The sequence below is a fragment of the Brevundimonas sp. LjRoot202 genome, from assembly GCF_964253355.1.
Taxonomy (GTDB): Bacteria; Pseudomonadota; Alphaproteobacteria; order Caulobacterales; family Caulobacteraceae; genus Brevundimonas.
Genome location: NZ_CAXUQW020000004.1, coordinates 41,129 through 65,089, shown reverse-complemented (window position 1 = coordinate 65,089; position 23,961 = coordinate 41,129). Strand labels below are relative to the sequence as shown.

Annotated in this window: 19 protein-coding genes and 1 tRNA gene; 6 read left to right on the top strand and 14 right to left on the bottom strand. The window is 70.5% G+C overall.

Annotation, left to right across the window (positions count from 1 at the left end; genetic code table 11):
- Window positions 1-4 precede the first annotated feature (4 nt).
- Window positions 5-754: a Bax inhibitor-1/YccA family protein gene (locus tag ACSQ1L_RS09725; RefSeq protein WP_435994390.1), complete on the top strand. Its 750-nt coding sequence runs from the start codon at window positions 5-7 to the stop codon at window positions 752-754.
- Window positions 755-802: 48 nt separating this feature from the next.
- On the opposite strand, the gene ACSQ1L_RS09720 is transcribed toward ACSQ1L_RS09725, so the two are convergent.
- The 6 genes from ACSQ1L_RS09720 to ACSQ1L_RS09695 form a co-directional block, all read right to left on the bottom strand.
- On the bottom strand, window positions 803-1,135 hold the full coding sequence (locus tag ACSQ1L_RS09720) for a DUF2794 domain-containing protein (protein ID WP_435994389.1): 333 nt from the start codon (window positions 1,133-1,135) through the stop codon (window positions 803-805).
- Between the two features lie 342 nt (window positions 1,136-1,477).
- The gene (locus ACSQ1L_RS09715) at window positions 1,478-2,797 is read right to left on the bottom strand and encodes a trypsin-like peptidase domain-containing protein (RefSeq protein WP_435994387.1); all 1,320 of its coding nucleotides are present in this window, start codon (window positions 2,795-2,797) and stop codon (window positions 1,478-1,480) included.
- Between the two features lie 27 nt (window positions 2,798-2,824).
- Window positions 2,825-4,255, bottom strand: coding sequence for a sensor histidine kinase (locus ACSQ1L_RS09710; RefSeq protein WP_435994385.1), 1,431 nt, complete (start codon window positions 4,253-4,255; stop codon window positions 2,825-2,827).
- Window positions 4,256-4,262: 7 nt separating this feature from the next.
- Window positions 4,263-5,066 (bottom strand): response regulator transcription factor, encoded by an 804-nt coding sequence (locus ACSQ1L_RS09705; RefSeq protein WP_435994383.1) that lies wholly within the window; start codon window positions 5,064-5,066, stop codon window positions 4,263-4,265.
- 140 nt (window positions 5,067-5,206) lie between these two features.
- On the bottom strand, window positions 5,207-8,512 hold the full coding sequence (locus ACSQ1L_RS09700) for an amidohydrolase family protein (RefSeq protein WP_435994381.1): 3,306 nt from the start codon (window positions 8,510-8,512) through the stop codon (window positions 5,207-5,209).
- A 116-nt stretch (window positions 8,513-8,628) separates the two neighbouring features.
- Window positions 8,629-9,900 carry a class I SAM-dependent methyltransferase gene (locus tag ACSQ1L_RS09695; RefSeq protein WP_435994379.1) on the bottom strand — a complete coding sequence of 424 codons (1,272 nt, stop codon included), beginning with the start codon at window positions 9,898-9,900 and terminating at the stop codon, window positions 8,629-8,631.
- Between the two features lie 157 nt (window positions 9,901-10,057).
- On the opposite strand from ACSQ1L_RS09695, the gene ACSQ1L_RS09690 reads away from it, so the two are divergent.
- Window positions 10,058-10,444 carry a hypothetical protein gene (locus tag ACSQ1L_RS09690; protein ID WP_435994377.1) on the top strand — a complete coding sequence of 129 codons (387 nt, stop codon included), beginning with the start codon at window positions 10,058-10,060 and terminating at the stop codon, window positions 10,442-10,444.
- A gap of 19 nt (window positions 10,445-10,463) precedes the next feature.
- Here the strand turns inward: ACSQ1L_RS09690 and ACSQ1L_RS09685 are convergent, their stop codons facing one another.
- Window positions 10,464-12,467 (bottom strand): protein-L-isoaspartate(D-aspartate) O-methyltransferase, encoded by a 2,004-nt coding sequence (locus ACSQ1L_RS09685; RefSeq protein ID WP_435994375.1) that lies wholly within the window; start codon window positions 12,465-12,467, stop codon window positions 10,464-10,466.
- A 13-nt stretch (window positions 12,468-12,480) separates the two neighbouring features.
- Window positions 12,481-12,786: a hypothetical protein gene (locus ACSQ1L_RS09680; RefSeq protein WP_435994373.1), complete on the bottom strand. Its 306-nt coding sequence runs from the start codon at window positions 12,784-12,786 to the stop codon at window positions 12,481-12,483.
- Window positions 12,787-12,955: 169 nt separating this feature from the next.
- On the opposite strand from ACSQ1L_RS09680, the gene ACSQ1L_RS09675 reads away from it, so the two are divergent.
- From ACSQ1L_RS09675 to ACSQ1L_RS09660, 4 genes are all read left to right on the top strand, one after another.
- Window positions 12,956-13,393: a CBS domain-containing protein gene (locus ACSQ1L_RS09675; protein ID WP_435994371.1), complete on the top strand. Its 438-nt coding sequence runs from the start codon at window positions 12,956-12,958 to the stop codon at window positions 13,391-13,393.
- A 23-nt stretch (window positions 13,394-13,416) separates the two neighbouring features.
- Window positions 13,417-13,908, top strand: a complete 492-nt coding sequence (locus ACSQ1L_RS09670) for a DUF2267 domain-containing protein (RefSeq protein ID WP_435994369.1) — start codon at window positions 13,417-13,419, stop codon at window positions 13,906-13,908.
- 18 nt (window positions 13,909-13,926) lie between these two features.
- Window positions 13,927-14,292 (top strand): PRC-barrel domain-containing protein, encoded by a 366-nt coding sequence (locus tag ACSQ1L_RS09665; RefSeq protein WP_435994367.1) that lies wholly within the window; start codon window positions 13,927-13,929, stop codon window positions 14,290-14,292.
- Between the two features lie 85 nt (window positions 14,293-14,377).
- Window positions 14,378-15,283: an ROK family protein gene (locus ACSQ1L_RS09660; protein ID WP_435994580.1), complete on the top strand. Its 906-nt coding sequence runs from the start codon at window positions 14,378-14,380 to the stop codon at window positions 15,281-15,283.
- Between the two features lie 12 nt (window positions 15,284-15,295).
- On the opposite strand, the gene ACSQ1L_RS09655 is transcribed toward ACSQ1L_RS09660, so the two are convergent.
- From ACSQ1L_RS09655 to ACSQ1L_RS09630, 6 genes are all read right to left on the bottom strand, one after another.
- On the bottom strand, window positions 15,296-17,704 hold the full coding sequence (locus ACSQ1L_RS09655; protein ID WP_435994365.1) for a S9 family peptidase: 2,409 nt from the start codon (window positions 17,702-17,704) through the stop codon (window positions 15,296-15,298).
- Window positions 17,705-17,767: 63 nt separating this feature from the next.
- Window positions 17,768-21,283, bottom strand: coding sequence for a TonB-dependent receptor (locus tag ACSQ1L_RS09650; protein WP_435994363.1), 3,516 nt, complete (start codon window positions 21,281-21,283; stop codon window positions 17,768-17,770).
- Window positions 21,284-21,392: 109 nt separating this feature from the next.
- Window positions 21,393-22,415, bottom strand: a complete 1,023-nt coding sequence (locus ACSQ1L_RS09645; RefSeq protein ID WP_435994361.1) for a FecR family protein — start codon at window positions 22,413-22,415, stop codon at window positions 21,393-21,395.
- The gene (locus tag ACSQ1L_RS09640; RefSeq protein ID WP_435994359.1) at window positions 22,412-22,954 is read right to left on the bottom strand and encodes an RNA polymerase sigma factor; all 543 of its coding nucleotides are present in this window, start codon (window positions 22,952-22,954) and stop codon (window positions 22,412-22,414) included. Before ACSQ1L_RS09640 ends, ACSQ1L_RS09645 begins: the two co-directional genes overlap by 4 nt.
- A gap of 189 nt (window positions 22,955-23,143) precedes the next feature.
- Window positions 23,144-23,220: transfer RNA gene (locus ACSQ1L_RS09635), tRNA-Arg, on the bottom strand.
- 84 nt (window positions 23,221-23,304) lie between these two features.
- Complete coding sequence (locus tag ACSQ1L_RS09630) at window positions 23,305-23,862, bottom strand: hypothetical protein (protein ID WP_435994357.1); 558 nt, start codon at window positions 23,860-23,862, stop codon at window positions 23,305-23,307.
- Between the last annotated feature and the right edge of the window lie 99 nt (window positions 23,863-23,961).

Below are 23,961 nucleotides of genomic sequence, written 5' to 3'. Positions count from 1 at the left end.
CGCGATGAGCGACTTCAACAACGGCTACGCCCGGCCGCTTCCGCAAAGCACCGACATGTCGGTGGACGCGGGCCTGCGCGCCTTCATGCTGGGCGTCTACAACAAGCTGGCGCTGGGCCTCGTGCTGGCCGGGGCGCTGGCCTATGTCACCGGCACAGTGCCGGCGGTGCAGCAACTGCTGTTCGCCGTCACCGCGGATGGCCGCATCGGCCTGACCATGCTGGGCATGATCGTCCAGTTCTCGCCGCTGGTGCTGCTGTTCGGCTCCATGTTCTTCATGAAGAACCCCACGGCGGGCGGTGTGAACCTGCTCTACTGGGCCGTGGTCGCCTCGATCGGCGCGGGCCTGGGCATCGTGTTCCTGCGCTATACCGGGACGTCGGTCGCCTCGACCTTCTTCGTCACGGCCGCCGCCTTCGGGGCGCTGAGCCTGTTCGGCTATACGACCAAGAAGAACCTGACCGGCCTCGGCAGCTTCCTGATCATGGGCGTGATCGGCCTGATCATCGCCATGGTGGTCAACATGTTCCTGCAGTCCAGCATGATGGCCCTGATCATCAGCGCCATCGGGGTGCTGATCTTCTCGGGCCTGATCGCCTACGACACCCAGCGGCTGAAGATGACCTACTACGCGCTGGGCGGCGACAAGGCGGCCATGGGCGTGGCGACGGGCTTCGGCGCCCTCAGCCTGTTCATCAACTTCATCAACCTGTTCCAGTTCCTGCTCATGTTCATGGGCGGAAATCGCGAATAGGCGGAGCCACAGCGATACGGAAAAGGCCCGGAGCGATCCGGGCCTTTTTTATTCCACGACGCTGAAGCGGCGGCTGTCGAAGACGCGCAGCACCTGGGGCAGTTCGCGGCCGCGGCGCAGCACCACGCCGCCCTCGCCGATGACCGCCCACTGGCCCTGTTTGAGGCGCAGCGACGGGCGCTTCTCGATGCGATAGGCGGGCGCGTCGCCGGAGCGGCGGAAGACGGCGAACTCGGCCACGTCGCGATGGCCGGCCATGGCGTAGTCGCGCCACTCCCCGGCCGCCACCATCCGTCCGTAGACCCTGAGGATCAGCTCGAGTTCTCGACGGTCGAAGAAGACCGGACCGGCCTGTGGCTGCAAATCCGCGGCGTCGCTCATGGATCGAAGGTAGGCCGACCGTGGGGAAACGCCAGACCTTGTGAACCGGGGCCGTTCGGGCGACCGGCGTGTCGCGAACGTCACTCGTTCAAGAAATCGCCCGGAACACGAAATAGCCGCCGTTCCGCCCATCGACCGCCCCCTTGGGGGGCGACACCGGAGACATCGGCTCGTCGGAGTCCGGAGCGGTCCCGGATCCTGAACAGCCCCCCCAGCCCCCCTGGATCACTCCATCAAGGGCTCCGGCGGGTCGATGCTTCCTCCAAGCGAGACGCCCGCCCAGCCACTCCTCCCCCCTCCGGCTGAGCGGGCGTTTTGCTGTCCGGCCTTCGGCGGCCGGGATCAGGGCAGGGTGATCTCGACCGGCTCGCCGTCGCGCATGACCGACAGAATGCGTTGACCGTCTCCCCCCAGGGCCGCGGCGAGAGCATCAAGGCCCGTGACGGCGCTGTCGTCGACCAGGCGGATGAGGTCCCCGGCCTGCAGTCCCGCGCCGGCGGCGACGGAACCGCCCTCGACCGCGAACACCTGGAGCCCGTCGGGTCCGGAACGGGCGCTGAGCCCGCGCGCCATCACAACCTCGGCCCCCGTCACCACCGGCCGGTCGCCCGGCGATTCGACGCTCAGCGTGGCCCGGCCCTCGCGGCCCTCGCGCAGATAGACGACCTCGACCCGGGTGCCGGGTTCGGCGATGCCGATGGTGGCGGCGACGGTGCCGGCGTTGGAGACGGGGCGGTTCTGGATGCGGGTGACGACGTCGCCCCGCCGCAGGCCGGCGGCCTCGGCGGACGAGCCGGGGGCGACGCTCTCGATCACCGCCCCGCGCACGATGCCGAGGCCGAATTCACGGGAGCGCGCGGCGTTGAGCGAGCCGAGGATGGCGCCGGTCGAGCCGCGCTTGACCTCGCCCGTGGTCCGCAGTTGCTCGACCACATACATCAGGATGCGGCTGGGCACGGCGAAGGCGATGCCGTCGTTGCCGCCGCCGCCGCCCGACAGGATGGAGGTGTTGATGCCGATCAGCCGGCCGCGGCTGTCCAGCAGCGGACCGCCCGAGTTGCCCGAGTTCACCGCCGCGTCGGTCTGGATGTAGTCCTCGATGCGGTCGCCCATGCCCGAGCGGCCGAGGCCCGAGATCACGCCCATGGTCAGGGTCTGGTCGAGGCCCAGCGGATAGCCGACGGCGAAGGCCAGATCGCCGGTGCGCAGCTGGTCGGAATCGACCACCTCGATCGCCGACAGGCCTGTGGCGTCGAACTTGAGCACCGCCAGGTCGGTGGCCTTGTCGGTGCCGATCAGGACCGCGTCGAAGATGCGGCCGTCGGTCAGGTCGACGGTGAATTTTCGCCCGCCCTCGACCACGTGGTTGTTGGTGACGACGATGCCCTCGGCGGCGTCGATGATGGCCCCGGAGCCGCTGGAAACCGGCTTGGGCTCGTTCTCGCCGGAGCTGGGCCCCTCGGACTGGCCGAGGGTGGTCACCTGCACCACCGCCGGCAGGGCCTGCTCCAGTCCGCTCGCGAAGGAGAATACGCCGCGCTCGGCGTCGTAGGGGACAGGGCCTCGCGACTGCGCCGCCGCGGGAGCGGCCGCCAGCAGGGGGGCCGCCGCGACCAGCGCCAGTATCGACAGGCCGTGAGCCCGGTTGGTGGAACGCCGCATCGCCAATCCCCTGTTGTTGGGGCGAGCCTAGCGCGAGAAACGCGCCGTGACGACAGCGCCGGGGCGGCCGTCATCAACCGTCATGGACGCGCCGTGGCGTTTCAGGATCGTCCGCACGAAGGCCAGGCCCATGCCGTGGCTCTCACGGTCGCCCCCGGACGCGGCGCCCGGCGCCTGCGCCTGCGTGAAGCCGGGTCCCTGATCGGCGACGGCGAGCATCGGCCGGCCGTCGCGGAGTCCGGCCGTCAGGGTCACCACGCCGCCGTCCGGGGAGAATTTGATGGCGTTGTCGACCAGGTTGGTCACCGCCCGCTGCAGCAGGGAGTGGACGCCCAGCACCGACGCGGGTTCGCCCTCCACCCGGATCGAGACTCCGCGCTCCTCGGCCAGCGGCTGGTAAAGCTCGGCCGCCTGCGCCGCCAGTTCGTCCAGACGCACGCTCTCGAACACCCAGGCCTCGCCGTCGCGCAGCGCCATCGCCTCATTCATCGACCGGGTGATCTGGGCCAGGTCCGAGCGGGCCTCGTCGATCAGCTTACGCGCCTCGGGCGTGGTCGCGACGCGGCGCAGCTTGTCGAGGCGGACGGAGGCGCGCGCCAGCGGCGTGCGGAAATCATGGGCCAGCTGGTCGGCGGAGTCTCTCAGCCAGCTCAGCAGTTCGTCGAGCCGGTCCAGCGTGCGGTTCACGTGGCCGGTCAGTTCGGTCAGCTCCGGGGCCACGGCCGTCTCGGGCGCGCGCAGGGAGAAGTCGCCGACGGCGGCCCGGTCGAGGGCGCGGCTGACCTCGGCGACCGCGCCGGTCAGGCGGCGCCGGGCCACGGCGGCGGCGGCGAGTCCGATGACCAGGAGCAGCAGCCCGGTCGCGATGACGGCGGCCACGGCCCAGCCCCAGGCCTGGCCGGAGCGGTCGACCACCCGGCCGACGGCGATGTCGAGCGCGCCGAACGGCCGCCGCACCACGACCGCCTCGACCGCGCGGGACGGACACAGCACGCCGCGGCCGAGCCGGACCACATAGACGTCCTCGCCCAGCCGCCCGATCCGCTGGGCCGGCGCCGACTCCAGCGCCGCCAGACCAGCCGGCTTGCCGACGGGCGCGCGGATGAAGCGGACCCCGGCGCCGCCGCGGCCGGTGCGGCAGGTTTCCTCCAGCGTCCGCGCCTCGCGGGCCGGGCCGCTCTGGAAGGCGCTCAGCCAGGCCGACAGCCAGGCGGCGTCGGCCTCGGTCAGGCGTTCGGCGGACAGGCTCGCTTCCGAGCCCAGTTTCGAGACCATGGCGCCGTAGTCGTCGAGCGCCGCCAGCGCCGCCTTTTCGCGCTGGTCCATGCGAACCGCCGCCCCGGTGACCAGCAGGGAACCGGATAGCGCCAGCGCCGCCAGCACGCCCATGGCCGCGGCCAGCTGGGTCGAGGTTCGCCGGGCCAGCCAGCCCCTCAGGCCCGGGAATCGTCCGGCCATGTCCGGCTCAGCCCGCCGCCGCAGACAGATCGCGGAAGATCAGGCTCTGGCTGCGGGCCGAGACGATCAGGGGATGCAGGCCCTCGCCCAGTTCAGGCGCCTGTTCCTTGAGCCGGCGGCGCAGGGCGCTGATGCGCGCGTCGATGACGTTGACGAAGTTGTCAGGCAGGAAGCGCCATTCGACCCAGCATTTATCCCACAGCATGGTCTTGGTCACCGGCTGGCCGCGCGCGGCCATCAGTTCGGCGACGATGGCGAACTCCAGCGGCGACAGCTCGATCAGCCGGCTCTCGCCGCCGGGCAGGTCGAGCTTCAGGGTGCGGGCGCCCGGCGACAGCCGGAACGGGCCATTGACCAGTTCGGCGCCGACGGGGCGGGCCCGGCGCGCCGCGCGCCGCAGCTGGGCGGCGATGCGGGCCAGCAGCTCCTCGTCGCCGACCGGCTTGGCCAGATAGTCGTCCGCTCCGCCCAGCAGGCCCTCGACCTTCTGCCGCTCGCCGCCGAGGGCGGTCAGCATCAGGGCGGGCGCGTCCGAGGAGCTTCCGCCCCCGGCGCGCAGCCGCTTGAGCATCTCCAACCCATCCATGCCGGCGGTGAGCCGGTCGAGGATCAGGATGTCGTAGGGCGCGCGACCGGCCGCCTCCAGCGCCGCCTCGCCGGCGCCGAAACGGTCGACGGCCTCGAAGCCGGCGGCGGTCAGCCGTTCGGCGACGTGGTCGGCCAGGGCCGGATCGTCCTCGAGCAGCAGGGCGCGGCGGCCCGCGAACACCGGCCCGAGCCGGGCGAAGGGATCGTCGTCCTGGATCGTCATGTCCCCTTCCACGCTGAACTCCGCCGTCGCACCACGTTAGGGCGCCGGCGCTGAATGACAACGCCGCCGCTCATCGCTGCTCTAGGCCGGTGGGGGAGGAAAGGGGGCTGACCGTTCCTGACGGCCGGCCCCCGACCCGTCTAGTGCTCGCCGTGCCCGTGCGAGTCGGTCTCGCTGGCCTGGGCCGCCCAGCCTTCGCCGCCGGCCTCGGCGAACCAGAACGGGGCCCGCGCCCGCCGGCGCGGCGCGATCTCGTTCATGCCGGAGTCGTAAACCCGCCCGTTGAGAACGGTGTAGGCGATCGAGGTGGTGTTGCGGATGTTCTCCAGCGGATTGGCGTCCAGCACCACCATGTCGGCCAGCTTGCCGACCTCGAGGGAGCCGATGTCCCGGTCCATGCCCAGCGCCTTCGCGCTGTTCAGGGTGCCGGCGCGCAGGATGTCCAGCGGCGCCATGCCGCCCTGCGCCAGGCTCCACAGCTCCCAGTGCGCCGCCAGGCCTTCACGCTGGCCGTGGGCGCCGATCTGGACGTTGACCCCTTCGGCGGCGAGACGCGTCGCCTCCCGCGCGACCGAGATGTGGTTCCATTCGTTGTCCGGCGCGGTGACCGGGCGGCGGGCGCGGGCGTCGAGCAGGCGGCGCGGCACGTATTGGGTCAGGATCGGATCGTTCCAGACCTCGCTCTCCTGGTACCAGTAGTTCTCGCCGTAGCTGCCGCCGTAGGCCACCACGAGCGTCGGATTGTAGGCCGTCCCGGTCTGGCGCCACAGCTGGTGGACGTCGTCGTAGAGGCGGGCCAGCGGGATCGAGTGTTCGATCGTGGTGTGGCCGTCGACGATCATCGACATGTTGTGCTGGAACAGCGAGCCGCCCTCAGGGACGACCATCATGTTCAGCTGGCGCGCCGCCTCGATGATCTGCTGGCGCTGGTCGCGGCGCGGCTGGTTGTAGCTCTTGACGCTCCAGGCGCCGGCCGCCCGCATGCGGCGCAGGGTCGACATGGCGTCGTCGAGGTCCTCGATCTGGGCCGTGAACGGGGTGGCGGCTCCGTAGAGGATGGTCCCCGTCGAGAAGATGCGCGGCGCCACCACCCGGCCGGTCCGCGCCAGCTCGCTGTGGGCGAAGATCTCGCTGGTGTCGCTGGACGGGTTGTGGATCGTGGTCACCCCGAAGGCCAGCGAGGCGTAGTCGACCCAGCTCTGCTCGGGGATGATCTCGTCCGAGCCCATGGCCCCGTGCCAGTGGGTGTCGACCAGGCCGGGCATGATGGTCTTGCCGGCCATGTCCACGACCGGAACGCCCGCCGGAACGGGCGTGGTCGAGGCCGGGCCGATCGCCTCTATGCGGTTGCCGTCGACGATGACGACGCCGTTCTCGATCACCTCGGCCCCGTTCATGGTGATCAGGCGCGCGCCGGTCAGGGCCATGCGGCCGGCCGGCTTGTCGGCCTGGGCGCTGAAGCCGAGGTTGATCCCGTGCTCGTCGGGCTTGGGCAGGTCCTCGGGCGCGCCGTCGACGAAGGCGAAGGACTGGTTCAGGTCGCGGGTGAACAGCTCCGGCCCCTGGGACCAGTGCAGGCGGCGGGAGTCGCCCGACCAGCTCAGCCACTCGCCGGAATCGCGGGTGACCCGGGCCTGGGGCAGGGACTTGCCGTCGGCGCTGATGGTGACCGGCCGCCCGGCGGCGACGAAGGGGGCGACATAGGCGTTGAACCGCTCGGTCCAGCTGATCCAGGCGCCGTCGGGCGAGACCGCGAACTCGCTGGCCCATTCCGAGGTCAGGTGGGTGCGTTCGTCCTGACCGTTCAGATCGACCGACGTCAGGGTGCGCTTGTCGCCGTCGCGGCCCGACAGGAAGATGCGCTCGCCGTCGGCGCCGAACTGGGGCGCCGAGCCCTCTTCGGTGACGAACACGGGCTCGCCGCCGGCGGCGGGGATGCGGTAGATGCCCGGGTCGCGGCTCCACAGGGCGGTGGTCAGGAAGCCGTCGCTGGCGGTGCGGTAGACGATGGTCTCGCCGTCCGGGGAGAACACCGGCTCGAGGTAATGGCCGGGGTTGCGGGTGATCACGCGGCCGGCCCCGCCCGAGGCCGGGATGACGCGGATCGAGCCCAGGTCCTGGTCGTCCCAGGTGGTGTAGACGATCGAGCGACCGTCGCGCGACCAGTTCGGATAGAGCTCGAAATGATCGCTCTGGCGGGTCAGGCGGCGCGCCGTCCCGGTCGGCAGGTCGCGGATCCACAGATGGCCCAGCGCCTCGAACACCACCCTGGAGCCGTCCGGCGAGGGGCGGGCCCAGCGGACCATCTTCACCTCGAAGGAATCCGGCGCGACCTCGACCGGGAAGCGCACGGTCTCGTGCACCCGGCGGGTGTCGGCGACGTGGAACGGAATGTCGGACACGGCCCCCGAGGCGACCTCGACCTTCTGGATGCGGCCGTCGGCCCAGAACACGATCGAGCGGTTGTCGGGCGTCCAGCTGATGGCCGGATAGACGCCGTGGATGGCCCAGGTTTCCTGAAGGTCGCGGTCGAGACCGGAGAAGACCGGCGTCTCGCGGCCGGACTCGATGTCCATCACATAGAGGACGGACTGGTAGCGAACCCGCCGGATGAAGGCGAGCGACTTGCCATCGGGCGAGGGGGTCGGCCGGATCGACCCGCCCGGGCCGGTGACATAGGGGTTGATCTCGCCGGTCTCCCGGTCGAGGCGGCGGATGATGTAGATCTGGTCGTTGACGTCCTTGGAATATTCGAAGGTGTTCCCGGGCGTGGCGTCGTCGCTGAAATACAGGTAGCGGCCGTCGGGCGAGAAGGCCGGCTCGCCGGTGTCCTTCTGCTGGGTGCGCCGCTCGGTCATCTGCACGCCGCCGCCGCCCGAGCGGTGGTACATCCACAGCTCGCCGGCCCCGAGCGAGCGGGCCGAGGTGAAGTGTTTCCGCGCCACGATGAACTGGCCGTCGGGGGTCCACTCCGGCTGGTTGAGCAGGCGGAAGGTCTCCTTGGAGATCTGCACCGGATTGGAGCCGTCGGCCTCCATGGTCCAGATGTTGTCGCCGCCGGCGCGGTCCGAGGTGAAGGCGATGTGGCGGCCGTCGGGCGACCATTTCGGCTGCATGTCCCAGGCCACGCCGCTGGCGATGGCGCGGGCCTCCCCGCCCGAGACCGGCATGACGTAGATGTCGCCAAGCATGTCGAACGCGATCGTCCGGCCGTCCGGGCTGACGTCGACCGACATCCAGGTGCCGCGGGTCACGTCGATGGGAATGGCGCGCGACGGTCCGGGCGGCGCCTGGACGTCCCACTTGGGCGCGTCGGCCTCGGCGTCGCCGGGTTCGGTCGCCTCCGCGGGCGCCTCGACCGGGACCGGGGCCGGCTCCGGAGTCTGGGCCCGCGCAGGGCAGGCGAGCGCCAGCAAGGCGGCCGTGGCCAGGAGTTCACGCTTCATGGTTTTACAATCCCCGAACAGGTGGACGTCCTGCGCGGCCTGTCCGGCCGTCGCGTCCGCCCCGAGGGGTCAGATGAGCATTGTCGGGCCGTCCAAGTCCAGCCGCGTTCGGACTTTCAGGCCGCCTGGATGTAGTCGCGGGTCAGGGGCACGGCGTCGACGTGCTTCGACAGCTGGATCTGGAACACCATGCAGCCGCGGTGACGGAAGGCCACCTCGCTGACGCAGAGGTAGAACTCCCACATGCGGCAGAAGCGCTCGTCGTAGAGAGCGGCGATCTCGGCCCGGTTGGCTTCGAACCGGTCGCGCCAGGCCTTCAGGGTGTCGGCGTAGTGCAGGCGCAGGATCTCGATGTCGGTGACCCACAGTCCGGCGCGCTCGATGGCCGGCAGGATCTCCGACAGGGCCGGGGTGTAGCCGCCCGGGAAGATGTATTTGCCGATCCACGGCTGGTTGCTGACCGAGACGTGGTTCTGGCCGATGGCGTGGATGACCGCCACGCCGTCGTCGGTCAGTTGGCGGGCGACGGCGTCGAAGAAGGCCTGGTAGTTGGGCACGCCGACGTGTTCGAACATGCCGACCGAGACGATGCGGTCGAACCGCTCCTCGACGTCGCGGTAGTCCTGCTTGCGGAACTCGACACGATCGGCGAGGCCGCGTTCGCGGGCGCGGCTCCGGGCCACCGCGAGCTGTTCGTCGGACAGGGTGATGCCGGTGACGCGCCCGCCCGCCTCTTCCGCCAGGGTCATGGCCAGACCGCCCCAGCCGCAGCCGATGTCGAGCACCGACTGGCCCGGCTCGAGCAGGAGCTTGGCCGCCAGATGGCGTTTCTTGGCGACCTGGGCCTCGTCAAGCGTCATGCCCGGCCGTTCGAAATAGGCGCAGGAATACTGCAGGTCGGCGTCGAGGAAGCGGCGGTAGAGGTCCAGCGACAGGTCGTAGTGGTGGGCCACGTTGCGTCGCGCCGCCGCGCGGTCGTTGGCCTGTTCGATCCGGCGCCAGAGGCGGGCGAGCCGGCCCCGCCGGGGCGGCGGCCGCAGGGCCAGGTTCCGTCCGACCAGGTCGAGCAGGTCCCACAGCGTGCCCTTCTCGAGCACCACGTCGCCGTCCATCCACGCCTCTCCCAGCGCGAGCCCGGGGTAGAGGGCGAGGCGCCACGCCGTGCGGTTGTCGCGCAGCCTGATCCGGACCGGTTCGTCGGTCTCCCCGTCGCCGGCCCGCAGCGCCTCGCCCGAGGGGAGGACCACGGTCAGCGAACCCGTGTGGATCAACTGCTTGAGCAGGCGCCCGAGGGCGAACCGGGTGATGGCGCTCAAGGGGTCCGAGGGTCGGGATCGGGTGCGCGCCTCGTCCGGGCGATCGAAACTGACCGACGCTTGAGAGCTCATGCTGGCCTCCACAAAGGGTTAGGGCGCCGCTTCTGCGTAAGTGAACAGTTGGGTCGCGGTTCCGCTTGGTCAAGTCCCCGCGATTGGGCGGAACAAAGCCCGGGATCGGCTATTCGTTGTCCGCCGGGATCATCTCGCTCTGCGCAGGAGGCTTCCGATGTTCGCCCAAACCCCCGTGCTGCTGGCCGCCGCCGTCGTGGCGTCCGCCTCTCCGGTCGTCGCCCAGGCGCCGGCGGGCCAATCGCCCGCACTGGTCGCGGCACCGCTCTCCGGACAGACTTTTCCGCCCGGCGCGGAGGTACTGAGCGTCGACGGCGAGCTCCTGGGCGTGCTCATACTGGTCGAAACCCGCCCCGGCGGCGAACGGATCCTTCACATCCGACGGGCGGAGGGATCGATGACGACGGCGCCCGCGATCGTCGCCTCGCGCGGCGAACGCGCGGTCGTCCTCGACTGGACCCGGGCGGAGTTCGAGTCGGCGGCCACGACCGTCGGCGCCGGGCTGGCCGGTCCGTCGCCCGCGCCCACGCCGCCCGCCCTCTGATAAAAAACGCGGGTCCCGGTTACAGCCCGAACGGCCAGGTATCGTCCACGCCCTCCCGCCGGGCGGTCGGCAGGGGCGTGACCGCGGTGGTCTGGTCGAACCACACCCAGGCGTCGAACTGCTGGGGCAGGGAACAGCCGGAGTAGTGACTCCAGCGCTCGGTCTCCGGCCGGTAGATGACGCCGATGAACCGTTCCAGCTTCGGATCGAGCAGGCGCTGGCGCAGCGGATCGTGAACGCCCTCGCGTAAATCGAGCAGGAAGCGCCCGACGCCGCTGTCGTGGGCCAGCCGTTCGTAGCTGTCGGGCCGCGACGGGTTGATCCGCTTCACCTCCATCGGCGCGCCCCAGTCGGAGGCGCAGGCGACCTCGCCGCCGTGGGCGCCGAAGCCGATCAGGACGGCGTCGCGGCCGAAGCGCTCCCGGCACAGCTGGCCGATGTTGAGCTCCTCGCGCACCAGGCCCATCTCGGTCCTGGAGGCGTCGCCGATGTGGGAGTTGTGCGCCCAGACCACGGCCTTCGCGTCCGGCCCCCGCGCCTCCAGCACGGCGCAGAGCGTCTCGAACATATGGGTGTCGCGCCGGTTCCAGCTCTCCGCCGCCCCGTAGTAGACGGCGCGGTAGTAGGCCTCGGCGTTCTTGACCAGCCGGGCGTTGGCGCTGGCGTCGAGGAAGCTGTCGCCGTCGTGGACCTCATACTCGAGTTGCTTCTCCAGCATGTCGGTCAGGGTCGTCACCACAGCGCGTTCGCACCGGGAATAGCCCGAGGTCAGGACCATGCGGCCGTAGGCCTGGGGTTCGCTGGCCCAGGGGGTCAGGCAGCCGTAGCGCTCGCGCGCCACCTTGCCCGCTTCCGGATCGACGCGGTCGAGGTAGTCGAGCACGCCCTGGATCGACGCCGACAGGTTGTAGAGGTCGAGCCCGTGGAAGCTGACGCGCGCCTCGACCGGCCGGTCCTCGTTCCACCCGCGCAGCCATTCGATGAAGCTCTCGACGTCGGTGTTGCGCCACATCCAGGTCGGGAAGCGGCGGAACGGCGGCTCCGCATGCTTCGGGGACGGCCGCCGGCGGACGTAACGGTCAAGGCTGGCGGCGTCGGGCCAGTCCGCCTCGACCGCGACGATGGTGAAGCCATGCTGTTCGATCAGCCGGCGGGTGATCGCCGCCCGGGCGCGGTAGAACTCCGAAGTCCCGTGGCTGGCCTCGCCCAGCAGCACCACCCGCGCGTCCGCGAACCGGTCGAACAAGGCGCCGAAGGCCGCGTCGTCGAGGTCCGGAAGCGGCTCGGCGGCCTCGCGGATCAGCGCGGCGATCGACGCCTCGACCGGCGGCTCCTCGAAGGCGCGGGGCTCGGGGGCCCGCCGCGCGGCATCGGCGTCCGGCCAGCCCTGCTCGCCGATCAGGGGCACGAAGCGGACGCCGCCGAGGTCATCCTCCTCGAAATGGTTGGCGCCGGTCCGGGTGACCTTGACCAGACGCTGCTCGTCCTGCGTCGGGCCGACCGGCATGACCAGCCGGCCGCCGAGGTCGAGCTGGTCCTTCAGGGCCTGCGGGATGGCGGGGCCGCCCGCGGCGGCCAGGATGGCGTCGAAGGGGCCGGCCTCGGCCCAGCCCCGGGTGCCGTCGCCGGTGCGCAGTTCGACGTTGTCGTAGCCGAGCTTCTGCAGGCGCCCCCGCGCCAGCTCCGTCAGGTCGCCGTGGCGTTCGATGGCGAAGACCTTGTCGGCGATCCGGCTCATCACCGCCGCCGCATAGCCCGACCCGGCGCCGATCTCGAGCACCCGGTCGCCGGGACGGATCCCGGCCGCCTGGATCATCAGGCCGACGATGTAGGGCTGTGAGATGGTCTGGCCGGCCTCGATCGGCAGCGGCGCGTCGTCGTAGGCGAACTCCTGCAGGCTCTCAGGCACGAACACCTCGCGCGGCACCCCGCGCATCGCATCCAGCACATAATCGTCGCGGACCCCGCGCCGGGCCACCTGGCGTTCGACCATCCGCTCGCGGGCCTGGGCCAGTTCGAGCATGGCGCGATTCCTTCTATCGTCCGGACGTGGGCGGCGGGGGCGAGTCCGGCGGCGTGCCCTCCGGGGGCTCCTCTCCCGGCGGCAGGGGGTCGGGCCTCATGTCGGGCGGACCGACGTCGGGCGGCGTCTCCTCCGGCGGGATAGGCGGTTCTGGCGGCGTGGCCTCGTCCGGCGGTTCCGGGGTGGCGTCGTCCGCCGGTTGGGCCATCGGTTCGGACAGGGCGGCGGCGCCGGTGTCGGTGGCCTCGTCCCCGGCTCCGGTGCAGGCCGCCAGGGCGGCGCCGACGAGGAGAGGCAGCAGTCCCGTTGTCGCGCGCATGATCATCTCCAGCGCCCCCGGGGTTCCCCCGATCAACCGTCGGCGGGGACGGGGGTTCCGCATCCGGCGCCGGGCCCGGCGGGCTATTTTTGCAGCGCCGCTTGAACCCCCGGGCGGTCCGGCGGTTGGACAGCGAGGGGCGTCGTTCGAGCAGCGAAGGATAATCGCCATGAACGTCAGAGACTGCATGACCCCGAACCCCCGGGTCTGCGCCCCGGACGCCACCATCCAAGATGCGGCCCGCACCATGAAGGAGATCGACTCCGGCTTCCTGCCTGTCGGCGAGAACGACCGGCTGGTCGGCATGATCACCGACCGGGACGTCGCCGTTCGCGCCGTCGCCGACGGCATGGGCCCCGACACGCCCGTGCGCGAGGTGATGAGCCGGGAGGTCTGCTACTGCTACGAAGACGAGGTTCTGGACGAGGTGGCGTCTCAGATGAGCGACCTGCAGGTGCGCCGTCTGCCGGTGCTGAACCGCGAAAAGCGGCTGGTGGGCGTCATCTCCCTCGGCGACATTAGCCACGCCGACGACGACGGCGGTCTCCGCAGCGCCGCGGCCCTGAGCCAGGTCACCGAGCCGAGTAGTCGACACAACCAGCATTAACGCCCGCCGCAAGGGAGTTGGAGATGAGCGCCAACGGACTCGAGGTTTTTGACAAGACCATCCAGACGACTCACATCTGGCTCAATGAAATCACCGAAGTGATCGGACCCGACCGCCACCTGGCGTGGAAGGTGCTGTCGACGGTGCTGCACAAGCTGCGGGACCGCCTGCCAGTCGACGTGGCCGCCCATCTGGGCGCGCAGCTGCCGCTGTTGATCCGCGGCGTCTACTACGACCAGTTCCAGCCGGCGAAGCAGCCGACCCGTTGCCGCGACCTGGACGAGTTCGTGGCCGAGGTGCAGGAGTGGCTGTCGGACGTCCGGCCGGTCGCCGCCGTCGATGCGGTGGACGCCGTGTTCGGGACCCTCAGCCGGCACGTCCCCGAGGGCCAGCTGGCCATCGTCCGTCACGCGCTTCCGGAGACCATTCGCACCCGCTGGGAGCGGCTGTCGGACTTCACGCCGCAACGGCCGGCGGCGACGGAGGCTCCGGGCGCGGGACTGCGCGGCCACTAGGCGGAGGACGCCATGAATGTGGAGTCTGCACATCACCTGATCATGTCGAGCCGGGTCACCGGCACGGCCGTGTTCAATCCCGCCGGCGAACGGATCGGCCACGTCGACGACCTGTCGATCCACAAGGTCTCCGGTCAGATCATCTATGCGGTGATGTCGTTCGGCGGTTTCCTGGGCGTGGGCGAACGCTTCCACCCGGTGCCGTGGTCGATGCTGGAGTACGACATCGAGAAGAACGGCTACGTTGTGCCGCTCGACAAGGCGGCGCTGGAAGCGGCGCCGTCGCTCGACCGCGCCCAGCTGGAGTCGCTGGGCGCCGGCGACGCCTGGCGGACCCGGCTGTTCGATTACTACGGCACCTACGGGGCGCTGCCCTACATCTGAGGCCGGCCGCGCTCCCTGAGGCGCTCGCGGCCGCCGAACTCCTGCTACAGTCGATCGAGGGCAGGAGGAGAAGACCGGTTTGATCGTGGGGGCGGACATCGGCGGGCACCATATCGCCGCGGCGCTGGTCGACGGCGCGACCGGCGGCCTGGTCGAGGGCAGCCCCCGCCGCCAGGCCCTGGACCGCAAGGCGTCGGCGGAGGCGCTGATCACCGGCTGGGCGGCCCTGATCGACGAGCTCGACGACCTCGCCGGCGGTCGGGTGACGGGCGTCGGCGTGGCGATGCCGGGGCCGTTCGACTACGCGAGGGGCGTGGCCCATTTCGAGGGCAACGACAAATTCGAGGCGCTGAACGGCGTCAATGTCGGCGCCGCCCTGCGCGAGCATGCGCGGCGGCCGCACAACATCCGCTTCCTCAACGACGCGACGGCCTTCGCGGTCGGCTGCAGCCGGATGGGCGACGCGCCGCGGACGGGCCGGGCGGTCGCCCTGACCCTGGGTACCGGTCTCGGGGCCGCCTTCCTGGAGGACGGCGTTCCCGTCATCGCCGGCGAAGGCGTGCCGCCGGACGGCTGCCTCTGGAGCCTGCCGTTCGGGGCCGGGATCGCGGACGACCATGTCTCGGTGCGCTGGATTCTCGACCAGGCCCGCATGACCGGTCTGGCCGCGGAGGGCGTGGCCGAGTTGGCGTCACGGGCGCGACAGGACTCCGCCGCAGCGGCGATCTTCGAGAGGTATGGCGAGAATCTGGGAGCCATCGCCGGTCCGTGGCTCGCGTCGTTCGGCGCCGCCGATGTCGTCCTCGGCGGCCGGATCACCGGCGCCTTCGACCTGTTCGCGCCGTCCCTGCGGCGGGCCCTGGAGTCCGCCGGCGCGGTCGTGTCCGTGCGCACCCATCCGAACACCGAGGACGCCGCCATCGTCGGCGCCGCCACGACCTTCGACGAGACCTTCTGGTCCCGCGCCCGGACCCGGCTGCCCCGGCGATAGCGGGTCTTCGGCCTATTCGGGCCGTTCACCTCCCCCGACAGCCCGGCTGTCCCGCAGGTAGCGATTCAGCCAGGTCGTGATCTCCCACAGCGCGTGCTCCAGCGACTCGCGGGCCCGGTAGCTGTGGCCCTCATGGGGCAGCAGCACATAGCGGGCGGTGGCGCCGTGGCCCTTCAGGGCGGCGAAGAAGCGTTCGCTCTGCATGGGCTGCGCGCCGCTGTTGGCGTCGGCGGCGCCGTGCATCAGCAGGATCGGTTCATTGATCCGGTCGGCGAAAGCGAAGGGGCTGATCGCCATGTAGTGTTCCGGGGCTTCCCAGAACGTCCGGCGTTCGGTCTGGAAGCCGAACGGCGTCAGGGTGCGGTTGTAGGCGCCCGACAGCGCGACGCCGGCGCGGAACAGGTCGCTGTGGGCCAGCAGGTCGGCGGCCATGGCGGCGCCGAAGCTCCAGCCGAGGACGGCCGCGCGGTCGCGGTCGACCGCGCCGGTCGCGGCGGCGGCGTCGAGGGCGGCGGCGGCGTTGGCGACCACCTGCGGCGCATGACCCTGCAGGGTCTCCGGGTCGCCGTCGGCGACGACCGGCATGGCCATCCGCATCACCGCATAGCCCTGGGTCAGCAGGTAAAGTTCGATGTCACCGAAGCCGTCGGGGCGGGTAAAGCCCTCCGCCTCCCGCCCGCCGGCGCGGACGGCGGCACGGTCGGCCGCCAGGACCGGATAGCCGGTCGCAAGGAGCGGCAGGGGATCGTCGATCCCGACGCGGTGACCGGCGGGCAGGAACAGGGTGGCGCTCAGCGGGACGCCGTCCGACCGGCTGTAGGTCAGGACACGCTGTTGCACGCCGGCGAACTGAGGGGCCGGGTCGACGAAGGCGGTGACCGCCCGGGCGGTCTCGCCGGACCCGTCGGTCACGAACAGGTTGGGCGGCGCGTTCTGGTCCCGGCGCCGGACCAGCAGCCGCTCGCCGGCGTCGTCGAGCAAGGCAACCAGCACGGTCCCGTCGCCGGCGGGGACCCGGTAAGGCGTGCGCTCGCCCGTCTCGAGATCGACCCGCTGCACGCCGCCGCCGCCCCGAACCAGCAGCGCCTCGCCGTCGGGAGTCAGGTGCAGGCGCCCGCGGCCGCGGGAGTCGGTGCGCATGACCGGTTCTCCGACGGCGCCGCTGCCCAGCTTACGGCCGTGGCCCGGCCGGGACGGATCGACCACGGTGCGCTGCTGGCGGCGGTCGACGGCGCTGGCGACGAGGGCGAGGTCCTCGCGGCCCCAGAAGACGCGGCTGAAGCGGCCCTCGAGGTCGATCAGCCGGAGCGGGTCGCCGGTGAACGGGGCGGCGAGCATCAGCAGCTGGTCGTGGACGGCGACGTCGGCGCCAAGGTCGCCACTGTCCCGGGCCTCCGCCCAGACCAGGGTCGCGGGGGCGTCCTCGCGCCACTGGATGGACCGCGGACCCGTCGGCACGGCGCTGGACGCCAGTTCCTGAAGCGGCCGGTCGACCACCCGCCGAACGATCTCGCCGCCCATGTCGCGGACCACTACGACGGTGGGGAAGGAGCCTGCGCCGACGCTGTAGCTGTACGGGCGTTGCAGCCGCGTTTCGAGGAGGTATCGGCCGTCCGGCGACGGCTGGCTGTCGAGGATCAGGCCGGGCGGCGCCAACGGGCCCGAGGTCACGCCGTCGAGTCCGACCCGCGCCAGGGTCGAGGCGAAATAGTAGTCGAACAGAGCCTCGTCGGCCGGGCCGGCCAGCAGGTTCTGGAGCGTGGTCAGCGCGGCGGTCCGGCCCGGCTCGCTCTGCTGCACGATCGGCCCGACGGGAACGCGGTTCGGTTGGGGCGGCGCGCCCCGTTCCCCGGGGACCAGCCTGACGAGGAAGCCGCCGCCGTCCGGCAGCCAGGCGTAGGCCTGGGGAAAGGCGGCGTTGATCCGGCCCGTCACGCGGCGGGCCGCGCCGGTCGCGGCCGAGGCGGTCCACAGCTCGACCTCCTCCGGCCGCAGCATCAGGAAGGCGAGGCTCTGGCCGTCCGGAGACCACAGCGGCGCGATGATCCGGGCGTCGGCCGGCAGCGCGGCGCGGCGTTCGGCCCCGCTGGCCAGGTCGATGAAGACGACGCCGTCATAGGCGGAAATCCCGCCCGGTCCGTTGTTCAACGGATCGACCATATGACCGGCGAGGCCCAGCACGGGCGCCGCCAGTTCGGCGATCGGCGGCGCGGCGGGGCGCTCGAGCAGCGCCAGGCGGTCCCGGCTCGGACTGACCATGACCATTGGCTGGGCCGGCGCCGCCAGCAGCGCCGGGATGGGGTCCGGCGGGACCTGGTAGAGCAGCGGTCCGTCGTCTGGCCCGCCGGCCGCCGCAGCGGGGCCGCCGGCCAACAGCAGGGCGGCGGCAAGGCCCGCCGCAATCCGGCCGGCCGTGCTCACGTCGCCGCCGGCCGGTTGGAGCCGGCGGTCCGTGGGCAGGGTTCCGGTCCCGTCATCCGGTCCTCAGAAGCGGGCCCGGAGGCCAAGCGTGACCGTGCGTCCGCCACTGTACTGGTAGGTGTTGGGGAAGAAGAAGGAGGCGTCCGACCGGTCCAGGCTGTTCGAGGTGGCGCTGCGGATGTCCGCCTCATCCGGCCCGCGCAGCAGGTCGTCGCCCTCGACGAAGATCGTGTAGCGGTTGTCCTCCGGTCCGCCGAACGCATAGCTCATGCGCAGGTCGAGCGTCGAATAGGCCGGAACGATCGTGTTGAGGTCGTGGACGTCGTAGGCCGACACGGACTCGGTCTGCTTGGTGTAGACCAGCCGCCCCTCGAAACCGCCCTTCGCATAGGTCAGGCCGGCGTTGTAGGTCCAGGCCGCCTGTCCCTCCAGCGACCGGTCCAGGGAGACCACGATCGTGTCGCCGTTCTCGTCGCGGCCCGAGACGAGGGTCGGGAAATCGCCGCTGGTGTAGGTGACGTTGCCGATCACGCCGAAGTCGCTGAGGACGCCCGGCAGGAAGTCGAGCTGGCGGATCGCCTCGAGCTCGACGCCCCAGATGGTGCCGCCCTCGCCGTTCTGCGGGCGCCGGTACAGGAACTCGGTGTCGGCGTCGAACGCCGTCAGATCGGGCCGCGTCGCCGCCAGGGGCTGGAAATAGTCGAGGATGCGGTCGCGCACCTCGGCGGCGGGGACGTCGGACGTGAAGACGTTGGTGAAGTTGTTGGTGATGGTCTTGTGGAACACGGCGGCGCGCAGCAGGCCGGGCGTGTCCTTGAAATACCAGGCGACATCGAGGTCCCAGTTGTCGGTCATCGTGGGTTCGAGGTCGGGGTTCCCCTCGGCCAGGATGGCGCGGTTCTGGCTGGGCCGCAGATCGATGAAATACTGCGTCTGCCGGCGCAGCAGCTGCAGGTTGGGGTGGACGGTCGAGCGGAAATAGCCCAGCCGCGCCACGACGTTGGACGCCGGGCGGTAGTTGACCAGGAAGCTCGGGGTCACCGTGGTGTCGACCGCTTCCAGGTTCTCGATATCGATCATTCCCGCTTCAGCGAAGGTGCTGCGCGGCTCGCGCTGGAAGGTCGGCGTATTGAGCGTGACGCTCGGAACGGCGAAGGCCGATCCGGTGCGGTCGGTGCGCTCGACGCGGAGGCCGCCGATGATGTCGAACTGGCCCAGTTCGACGTGGGTCTCGATATAGCCGGCCCACCGCTCCTCGACCGAACCGGCCGGCGTCAGGGCGCTGTCGCTCAACGCCGGATCGAAGTCGGACGCGTCGGTGAAGGTGAACCGGGCCTCGTTGAAGGACGTCGAAGGGTCATCTACCAGGAGACCTTCGAGGCCGCGGAAGATGGCGCTGTTCCCCGCCTGGCTGATCGACGGGACGGTGAAGTCGCCGAAGCCGAGGAAGCCGAGATCGCGGGTCAGCAGGCCGGTGTCGAGATCCGACAGGAAGGTGTTGCGGCCCGCAATCGGCCTGAAGCTGTTGATTTCGGTCAGCAGGTTCGGGTCGGTGGTGAAGGAATCGTCGAGCGCCGACCGTTCGCTGCGGTCGTATTTGGCCCCGACCTCGACATAGTCGAGCCAGGACTGGGCGTAGTAGCGGGCGCTGGCCTCGCCGAACCAGGCGTCCGTGGGGCTGTCGGTGATCGACCGGCCCGCGCTGAGAATCCGGTAGGTGGCCGGGTCGAACAGAAGACTCTGGCCTTCGGCCGTCAGCGACGGGATCGGCACGCCGTCCGGCCCCTCGACGAAGGCGCCGCCGATGATCCGCTCGGTCTGCGCCGCGTTGTCGTCATTGGCGAACTGGATCGTGGTCGGATCGATCAGGTCGCGGAGGTTGGTGAAGGGCGTGCTGGTCAGGGTGACTTCGTCATTGCTCGACCGGGACCTCGCGCCGGTATAGCCGGCCTTGTAGCGCAGCTGCCAGCGATCGAAATTGGTGTCGCCGCGGAAGCTGAGGGTGTTGGTCACCAGTTCCACGTCGGACGACTGCAGCGACAGGCCCGGACGCAGGCTGTTCAGCACGAAACGGCGCCGCACCTCGCCGCCCAGTTCGGGGATCGGCATGTCGAAGCCGCCGGTCAGGAACTGCACCGCGGAGCGCGAGAAGAAGGTGTAGGCGTCGCGCTTGTTGTGCGAGACGTCGAAGCGCAGCCGGGTGTGATCGCCGATGTCCCAGGCGGCGTTGACCCCGATCGCCAGATTGGTCTCTTCGCGGTCGCGGCCGATGTAGGTGGCGCTGCTGTTCAGCCGGTCGTTGAACTCCGGATCGAACGGGAACTGCATGCTCGCCGGGACCTGGAAGATCGAGGTGTAGCCCGCCGGCAGGACCGCGGGCGTGGTCCCGCTGCTGTTGTTGAAGACGTCGAAATTGCTGCGGCTGGTGTCGCGGTAGGAGACGTTCGCCGCCAAGCCGAAGGTCGAGGTCAATTTCCCGCCGACGGTGGCGTTGACCTGATACTCCTCGCCGAAGCCGCTCTCGACCGGCTGTTCCTTCTCGACGCCGGCGCCGAAGAAGAAATCACCGTAGTCGAGGCCCGATCGCGTCTCGATCTCGACCAGGCCGCCCGAGCCGGTGGCCTCGTGGCTGGGCAGCAGCGACTTGTGGATGGTCACCTGCGAGATGTTGTCGGCCAGCATGCCGCTGAGGTCGACCGACCGCTCGAAATTGGTGCCCTGCAGATCGGCGCCGTTGACCTGGACGTTGACGGCTTCCGCATTGAAGCCGCGCACGAGGATTCTCGAACCCTCGCCGGTATCGTCGGCGCGCTGGAAGGCCACGCCCGGCACGCGGCGCAGGGCCTCGGAGACGGTCTCGGCCGGGAAGCCGCCGAGGCTGTCCTCGGACACCACGGTCGAGGCGTTGCTGGCGCTGCGCTGCTGGTTCAGGGCCCGCTGGATGGCGCTCATATAGCCGCCGATGACGACATCCCCGACCTCGATCGCGTCGGCGTCGCCCTGCAGGAAGTTCAGGGTCGCTTCGCTTCCTGCCGCCACGGTGACCTGCCGGGCCTGGTTCCGGGCGCCGAGGTAGTCCAGCACCACCGTGTGCTCACCCGCAGGCACGCCCGGGATGCGAAAAAAACCGCGTTCGTCGCTCACTGCCGCCAGGTTGGCGCCCTGGACGCTGATGGAGGCGCCCGGGACCGGCGCGCCGGTCGCGGCGTCGGTCACCGCGCCGCGCACCGCGCCCACGCCGACTCCCCGCTGGGTCGCCGCCTGCCCGGCCGCCTGCAGCACGAACACATTGCCGCCGGTCTGGCGGAAGGTCAGGTCGGTCCCGACCAGCAGACGCTGCATGGCGGCCTCGGGTGTGAAGGAGCCGGAGACGCCGGCGGTGCGGCGGTTGGCGACCAGTTCGGGCGCGTAGAGCAGCTCCACGTCTGTCTGACGGGCGAACTCCTGCAGGCCGGCCGCCAGCGGCTGCGGCTCGATGTTGAAGGCGACGGCCTGGGCCAGGGCCGCGGACGGCGTGGCGACGGCGACGACGGCCGCTCCGCCGAGCAAGGCGTTTCGGAAGGAGATCGCGGTGGTCATGAGTCATTTCCCCGAGGATGCGAGACCGCTCTTTTTGGCGTTCACATCGGGTAAGACGCGCCAGCGCCGGAAACCCTCACAAAAAACTTCCAGCCGCGCGCCGACGGCCTCAGCGGCGGGTCAGGACCACGACGTTGCGGCGCTGGTCCAGTTCGGCCTCGACCGGGAAACCGATCTCGAGCGCGGCGACAAACCGCTCCGCCGAACCGGGCCGGAACACGCCGCTCACCTTCATCTCGCCGAGGTCGCCATCGCCGAGCACGACCTTGCGGGTCGAGTAGCGATTGATCTCCTCGATGACCTCCGCCAACGGCTCGTCCGAGAAGACCACGCGGCCCTCGCGCCAGCTGACCGCCTTCTCGAGGTCCGCCATGCGAACCACGAACGGCCGCTCCTCGATCGCCACAAGTTGCTCGCCCGCCGTCAGCTTGCGCACCTCCGGGGCGACCGGGAACAGCGTGGTGCCGTTGACGCGTTTCACCTCGATGCGGCCCTCGACCAGCGTCACCCGCGTCTCTCCGGCCCCGACACGCACGTCGAAGGCGGTGCCCAGCGCGGTGATCGTCTGGCCGCCGGCCTCGACCACGAAGGGTCGGTTGCGGTCGTGTGCGACCTCGAACAGGGCCTGGCCGCGCAGCAGCCTCAGATCGCGCCGCTCGCCGATGTAGTTCACCTCCAGCACGCTGTCGGTGTTCAGCTGGACCACCGAACCGTCGGCGAGGGTGATGGAAGAGCGCTCGCCGACCTCGGTGCGGTAGGTGGCGGGCGCGCTTCTGCTGGCCGCCTGGGGGACCAGCGCCGGGCTCTGCAACAGGATCCATCCGCCGACCAGGACCGCAGCGACGCCGGCGGCGATCGCGCCCATCGGAACCCAGCGTGGACGCGCCCGGGAAGGCCGGCGGGTCGCCTTCAACGCTTCACGCCGCATCGCGAGGATCGGCCCCGTCGCCGCCACCTCGTCGAGATCGCTCCACAGTCCCTGATAGTCGGCGTAGGCCGAGACATGGGCGGTATCGGCGGCCAGCCAGCGGGAAAAGCGGACACGATCCTCCTCGCCCAATTCGTCCGAGCGGAGACGCGCGAACCAGAACGCCGCCTCCTTCTCCACCGCCGTATCGTATTCCGCCGTCATCGGTCCTCATCACGCTCGAAACGGGTTTTGATCTGGCGCATCGCTTCCATCATGTGCTTCTCGACGGAACTGACCGATATCTCCAGCCTCCCGGCGATCTCGGCGTATTTCAGCTCTTCGAAGCGATGCAGCAGGAAGATCACGCGCGTTCTTTCCGGCAGTTCGCCCAGCACCCGTTCCAACAGCGCGAGGCGCTGCTTTCCAAGTAAGACGCGCTCGGGGGAGATTTCCTCAAATGAACTCGCGCCGCCGGCTTCCATGGCCCGGTCGGCCGCGGTGCGGGTGGCGTACCGGCGCGCCCTGTCGCGGAGCAGGTTGGCCGCCATCTGGAAGATGTAGGCCTCGGCGTTGTCCATGGCTCCGGGCTGTTCGCGCGCGGCCAGCCGGCAGAAGACCTCCTGCACCAGGTCGTCCGCTTCCTGTTCGTTACGGGTGCGCTTGCGAAAGAAGCTGCGCAGCGGGCGGGCAAAGCGCGCGGTGATCTCGGCCAGGCCATCGCCGTCCTGCCGCCGCGCTCCCTGGCCTGCCTTCTGCGTCATGCCAACAAGATCCGTGTCGCCGGTTCGGCACAAGAGCGGCGCGGGGACCGCTTGTCCAGCGCCGAACCGCATCCGGGAAGGACCGGTCGGAGGGAAGGACGAGCGCTCGTCGGCCTAGCAGGCGCAGCCCGGGCAGGCCGGAGCCCCGCCAAGCCGTGCGCTCTTCAGACTTCTGATTTGGAGAAGAAATGGCGCGCCCGGAACGATTCGAACGTCCGACCCTCAGATTCGTAGTCTGATGCTCTATCCAGCTGAGCTACGGGCGCGCTTGGCCGCGAACGGCGAGGGCGGGTATCTAGCGGACGAGGGGGCGGGGGGCAAGACCGGTCGGCGGCTTTCGTGCGACGATTTCAGGGCCGGCCGCGCAGGTCCTCCGGAATGGGGGTTTCCGGCGTTTCCCCGGTCCAGACGATCGAGGTGATCCACAACCGCCGGCCGTCGTCGAAGAGGGTGATGGCGTTGACGCCGCGCTGGACCGGCTCGGCCGCATCGCGCGCCGTGCGGATCTCGTAGGCCGACAGCACCTGGATGAGCGGCCCGAACCGGGTCACGCGCCGGCCGGTTTCGCGCTCGTAGAAGGCGTTGGCCTGGAAGTGCGGCGTGTTGCGCGCCACATAGTCGGCGGCCGAACTCACCCGCATGCGGGCGCCGCCGTCGGGGGCGCGGCCGGCGCCGCCCATGATCGCGCCGGGCAGGAACAGGCCGTGGAAACGGGCCCAGTCGCGGGCCTCGCCCGCCTCGCCCGAGATCACCTCGTAGAGGGCGGCGATGATGGCGTCGATGGAGGCGACGTCGCCGGGCCGGGCTTCGGCGGCGGGCGTGGAGGCTGGCGCGGCCGGGGCGGTCTGGGCCAGGGCGGGGCCGACGGCGAGCGCGACGGCGGCGACGGCGAGAAGGACGGGGCGCATGGCGGGCTCCTGCGGCGGACGGCCGACCTTGCCGTGGCCGCGCCGGATTGACCAGCCGGCGTCGATAGTCTCTTTCGCCCGCAGCTTCGGGACCCCAGC

What these genes read in the sequence shown, in the direction of transcription:
- ACSQ1L_RS09645 (WP_435994361.1), bottom strand. Translation starts at nt 22,415, where the DNA reads ATGACGGCGGAATACGATACGGCGGTGGAGAAGGAGGCGGCGTTCTGG.
- ACSQ1L_RS09650 (WP_435994363.1), bottom strand. Translation starts at nt 21,283, where the DNA reads ATGACCACCGCGATCTCCTTCCGAAACGCCTTGCTCGGCGGAGCGGCC.
- ACSQ1L_RS09700 (WP_435994381.1), bottom strand. Translation starts at nt 8,512, where the DNA reads ATGAAGCGTGAACTCCTGGCCACGGCCGCCTTGCTGGCGCTCGCCTGC.
- ACSQ1L_RS09710 (WP_435994385.1), bottom strand. Translation starts at nt 4,255, where the DNA reads ATGGCCGGACGATTCCCGGGCCTGAGGGGCTGGCTGGCCCGGCGAACC.
- ACSQ1L_RS09695 (WP_435994379.1), bottom strand. Translation starts at nt 9,900, where the DNA reads ATGAGCTCTCAAGCGTCGGTCAGTTTCGATCGCCCGGACGAGGCGCGC.
- ACSQ1L_RS09725 (WP_435994390.1), top strand. Translation starts at nt 5, where the DNA reads ATGAGCGACTTCAACAACGGCTACGCCCGGCCGCTTCCGCAAAGCACC.
- ACSQ1L_RS09720 (WP_435994389.1), bottom strand. Translation starts at nt 1,135, where the DNA reads ATGAGCGACGCCGCGGATTTGCAGCCACAGGCCGGTCCGGTCTTCTTC.
- ACSQ1L_RS09715 (WP_435994387.1), bottom strand. Translation starts at nt 2,797, where the DNA reads ATGCGGCGTTCCACCAACCGGGCTCACGGCCTGTCGATACTGGCGCTG.
- ACSQ1L_RS09690 (WP_435994377.1), top strand. Translation starts at nt 10,058, where the DNA reads ATGTTCGCCCAAACCCCCGTGCTGCTGGCCGCCGCCGTCGTGGCGTCC.
- ACSQ1L_RS09640 (WP_435994359.1), bottom strand. Translation starts at nt 22,954, where the DNA reads ATGACGCAGAAGGCAGGCCAGGGAGCGCGGCGGCAGGACGGCGATGGC.
- ACSQ1L_RS09680 (WP_435994373.1), bottom strand. Translation starts at nt 12,786, where the DNA reads ATGCGCGCGACAACGGGACTGCTGCCTCTCCTCGTCGGCGCCGCCCTG.
- ACSQ1L_RS09685 (WP_435994375.1), bottom strand. Translation starts at nt 12,467, where the DNA reads ATGCTCGAACTGGCCCAGGCCCGCGAGCGGATGGTCGAACGCCAGGTG.
- ACSQ1L_RS09630 (WP_435994357.1), bottom strand. Translation starts at nt 23,862, where the DNA reads ATGCGCCCCGTCCTTCTCGCCGTCGCCGCCGTCGCGCTCGCCGTCGGC.
- ACSQ1L_RS09670 (WP_435994369.1), top strand. Translation starts at nt 13,417, where the DNA reads ATGAGCGCCAACGGACTCGAGGTTTTTGACAAGACCATCCAGACGACT.
- ACSQ1L_RS09675 (WP_435994371.1), top strand. Translation starts at nt 12,956, where the DNA reads ATGAACGTCAGAGACTGCATGACCCCGAACCCCCGGGTCTGCGCCCCG.
- ACSQ1L_RS09705 (WP_435994383.1), bottom strand. Translation starts at nt 5,066, where the DNA reads ATGACGATCCAGGACGACGATCCCTTCGCCCGGCTCGGGCCGGTGTTC.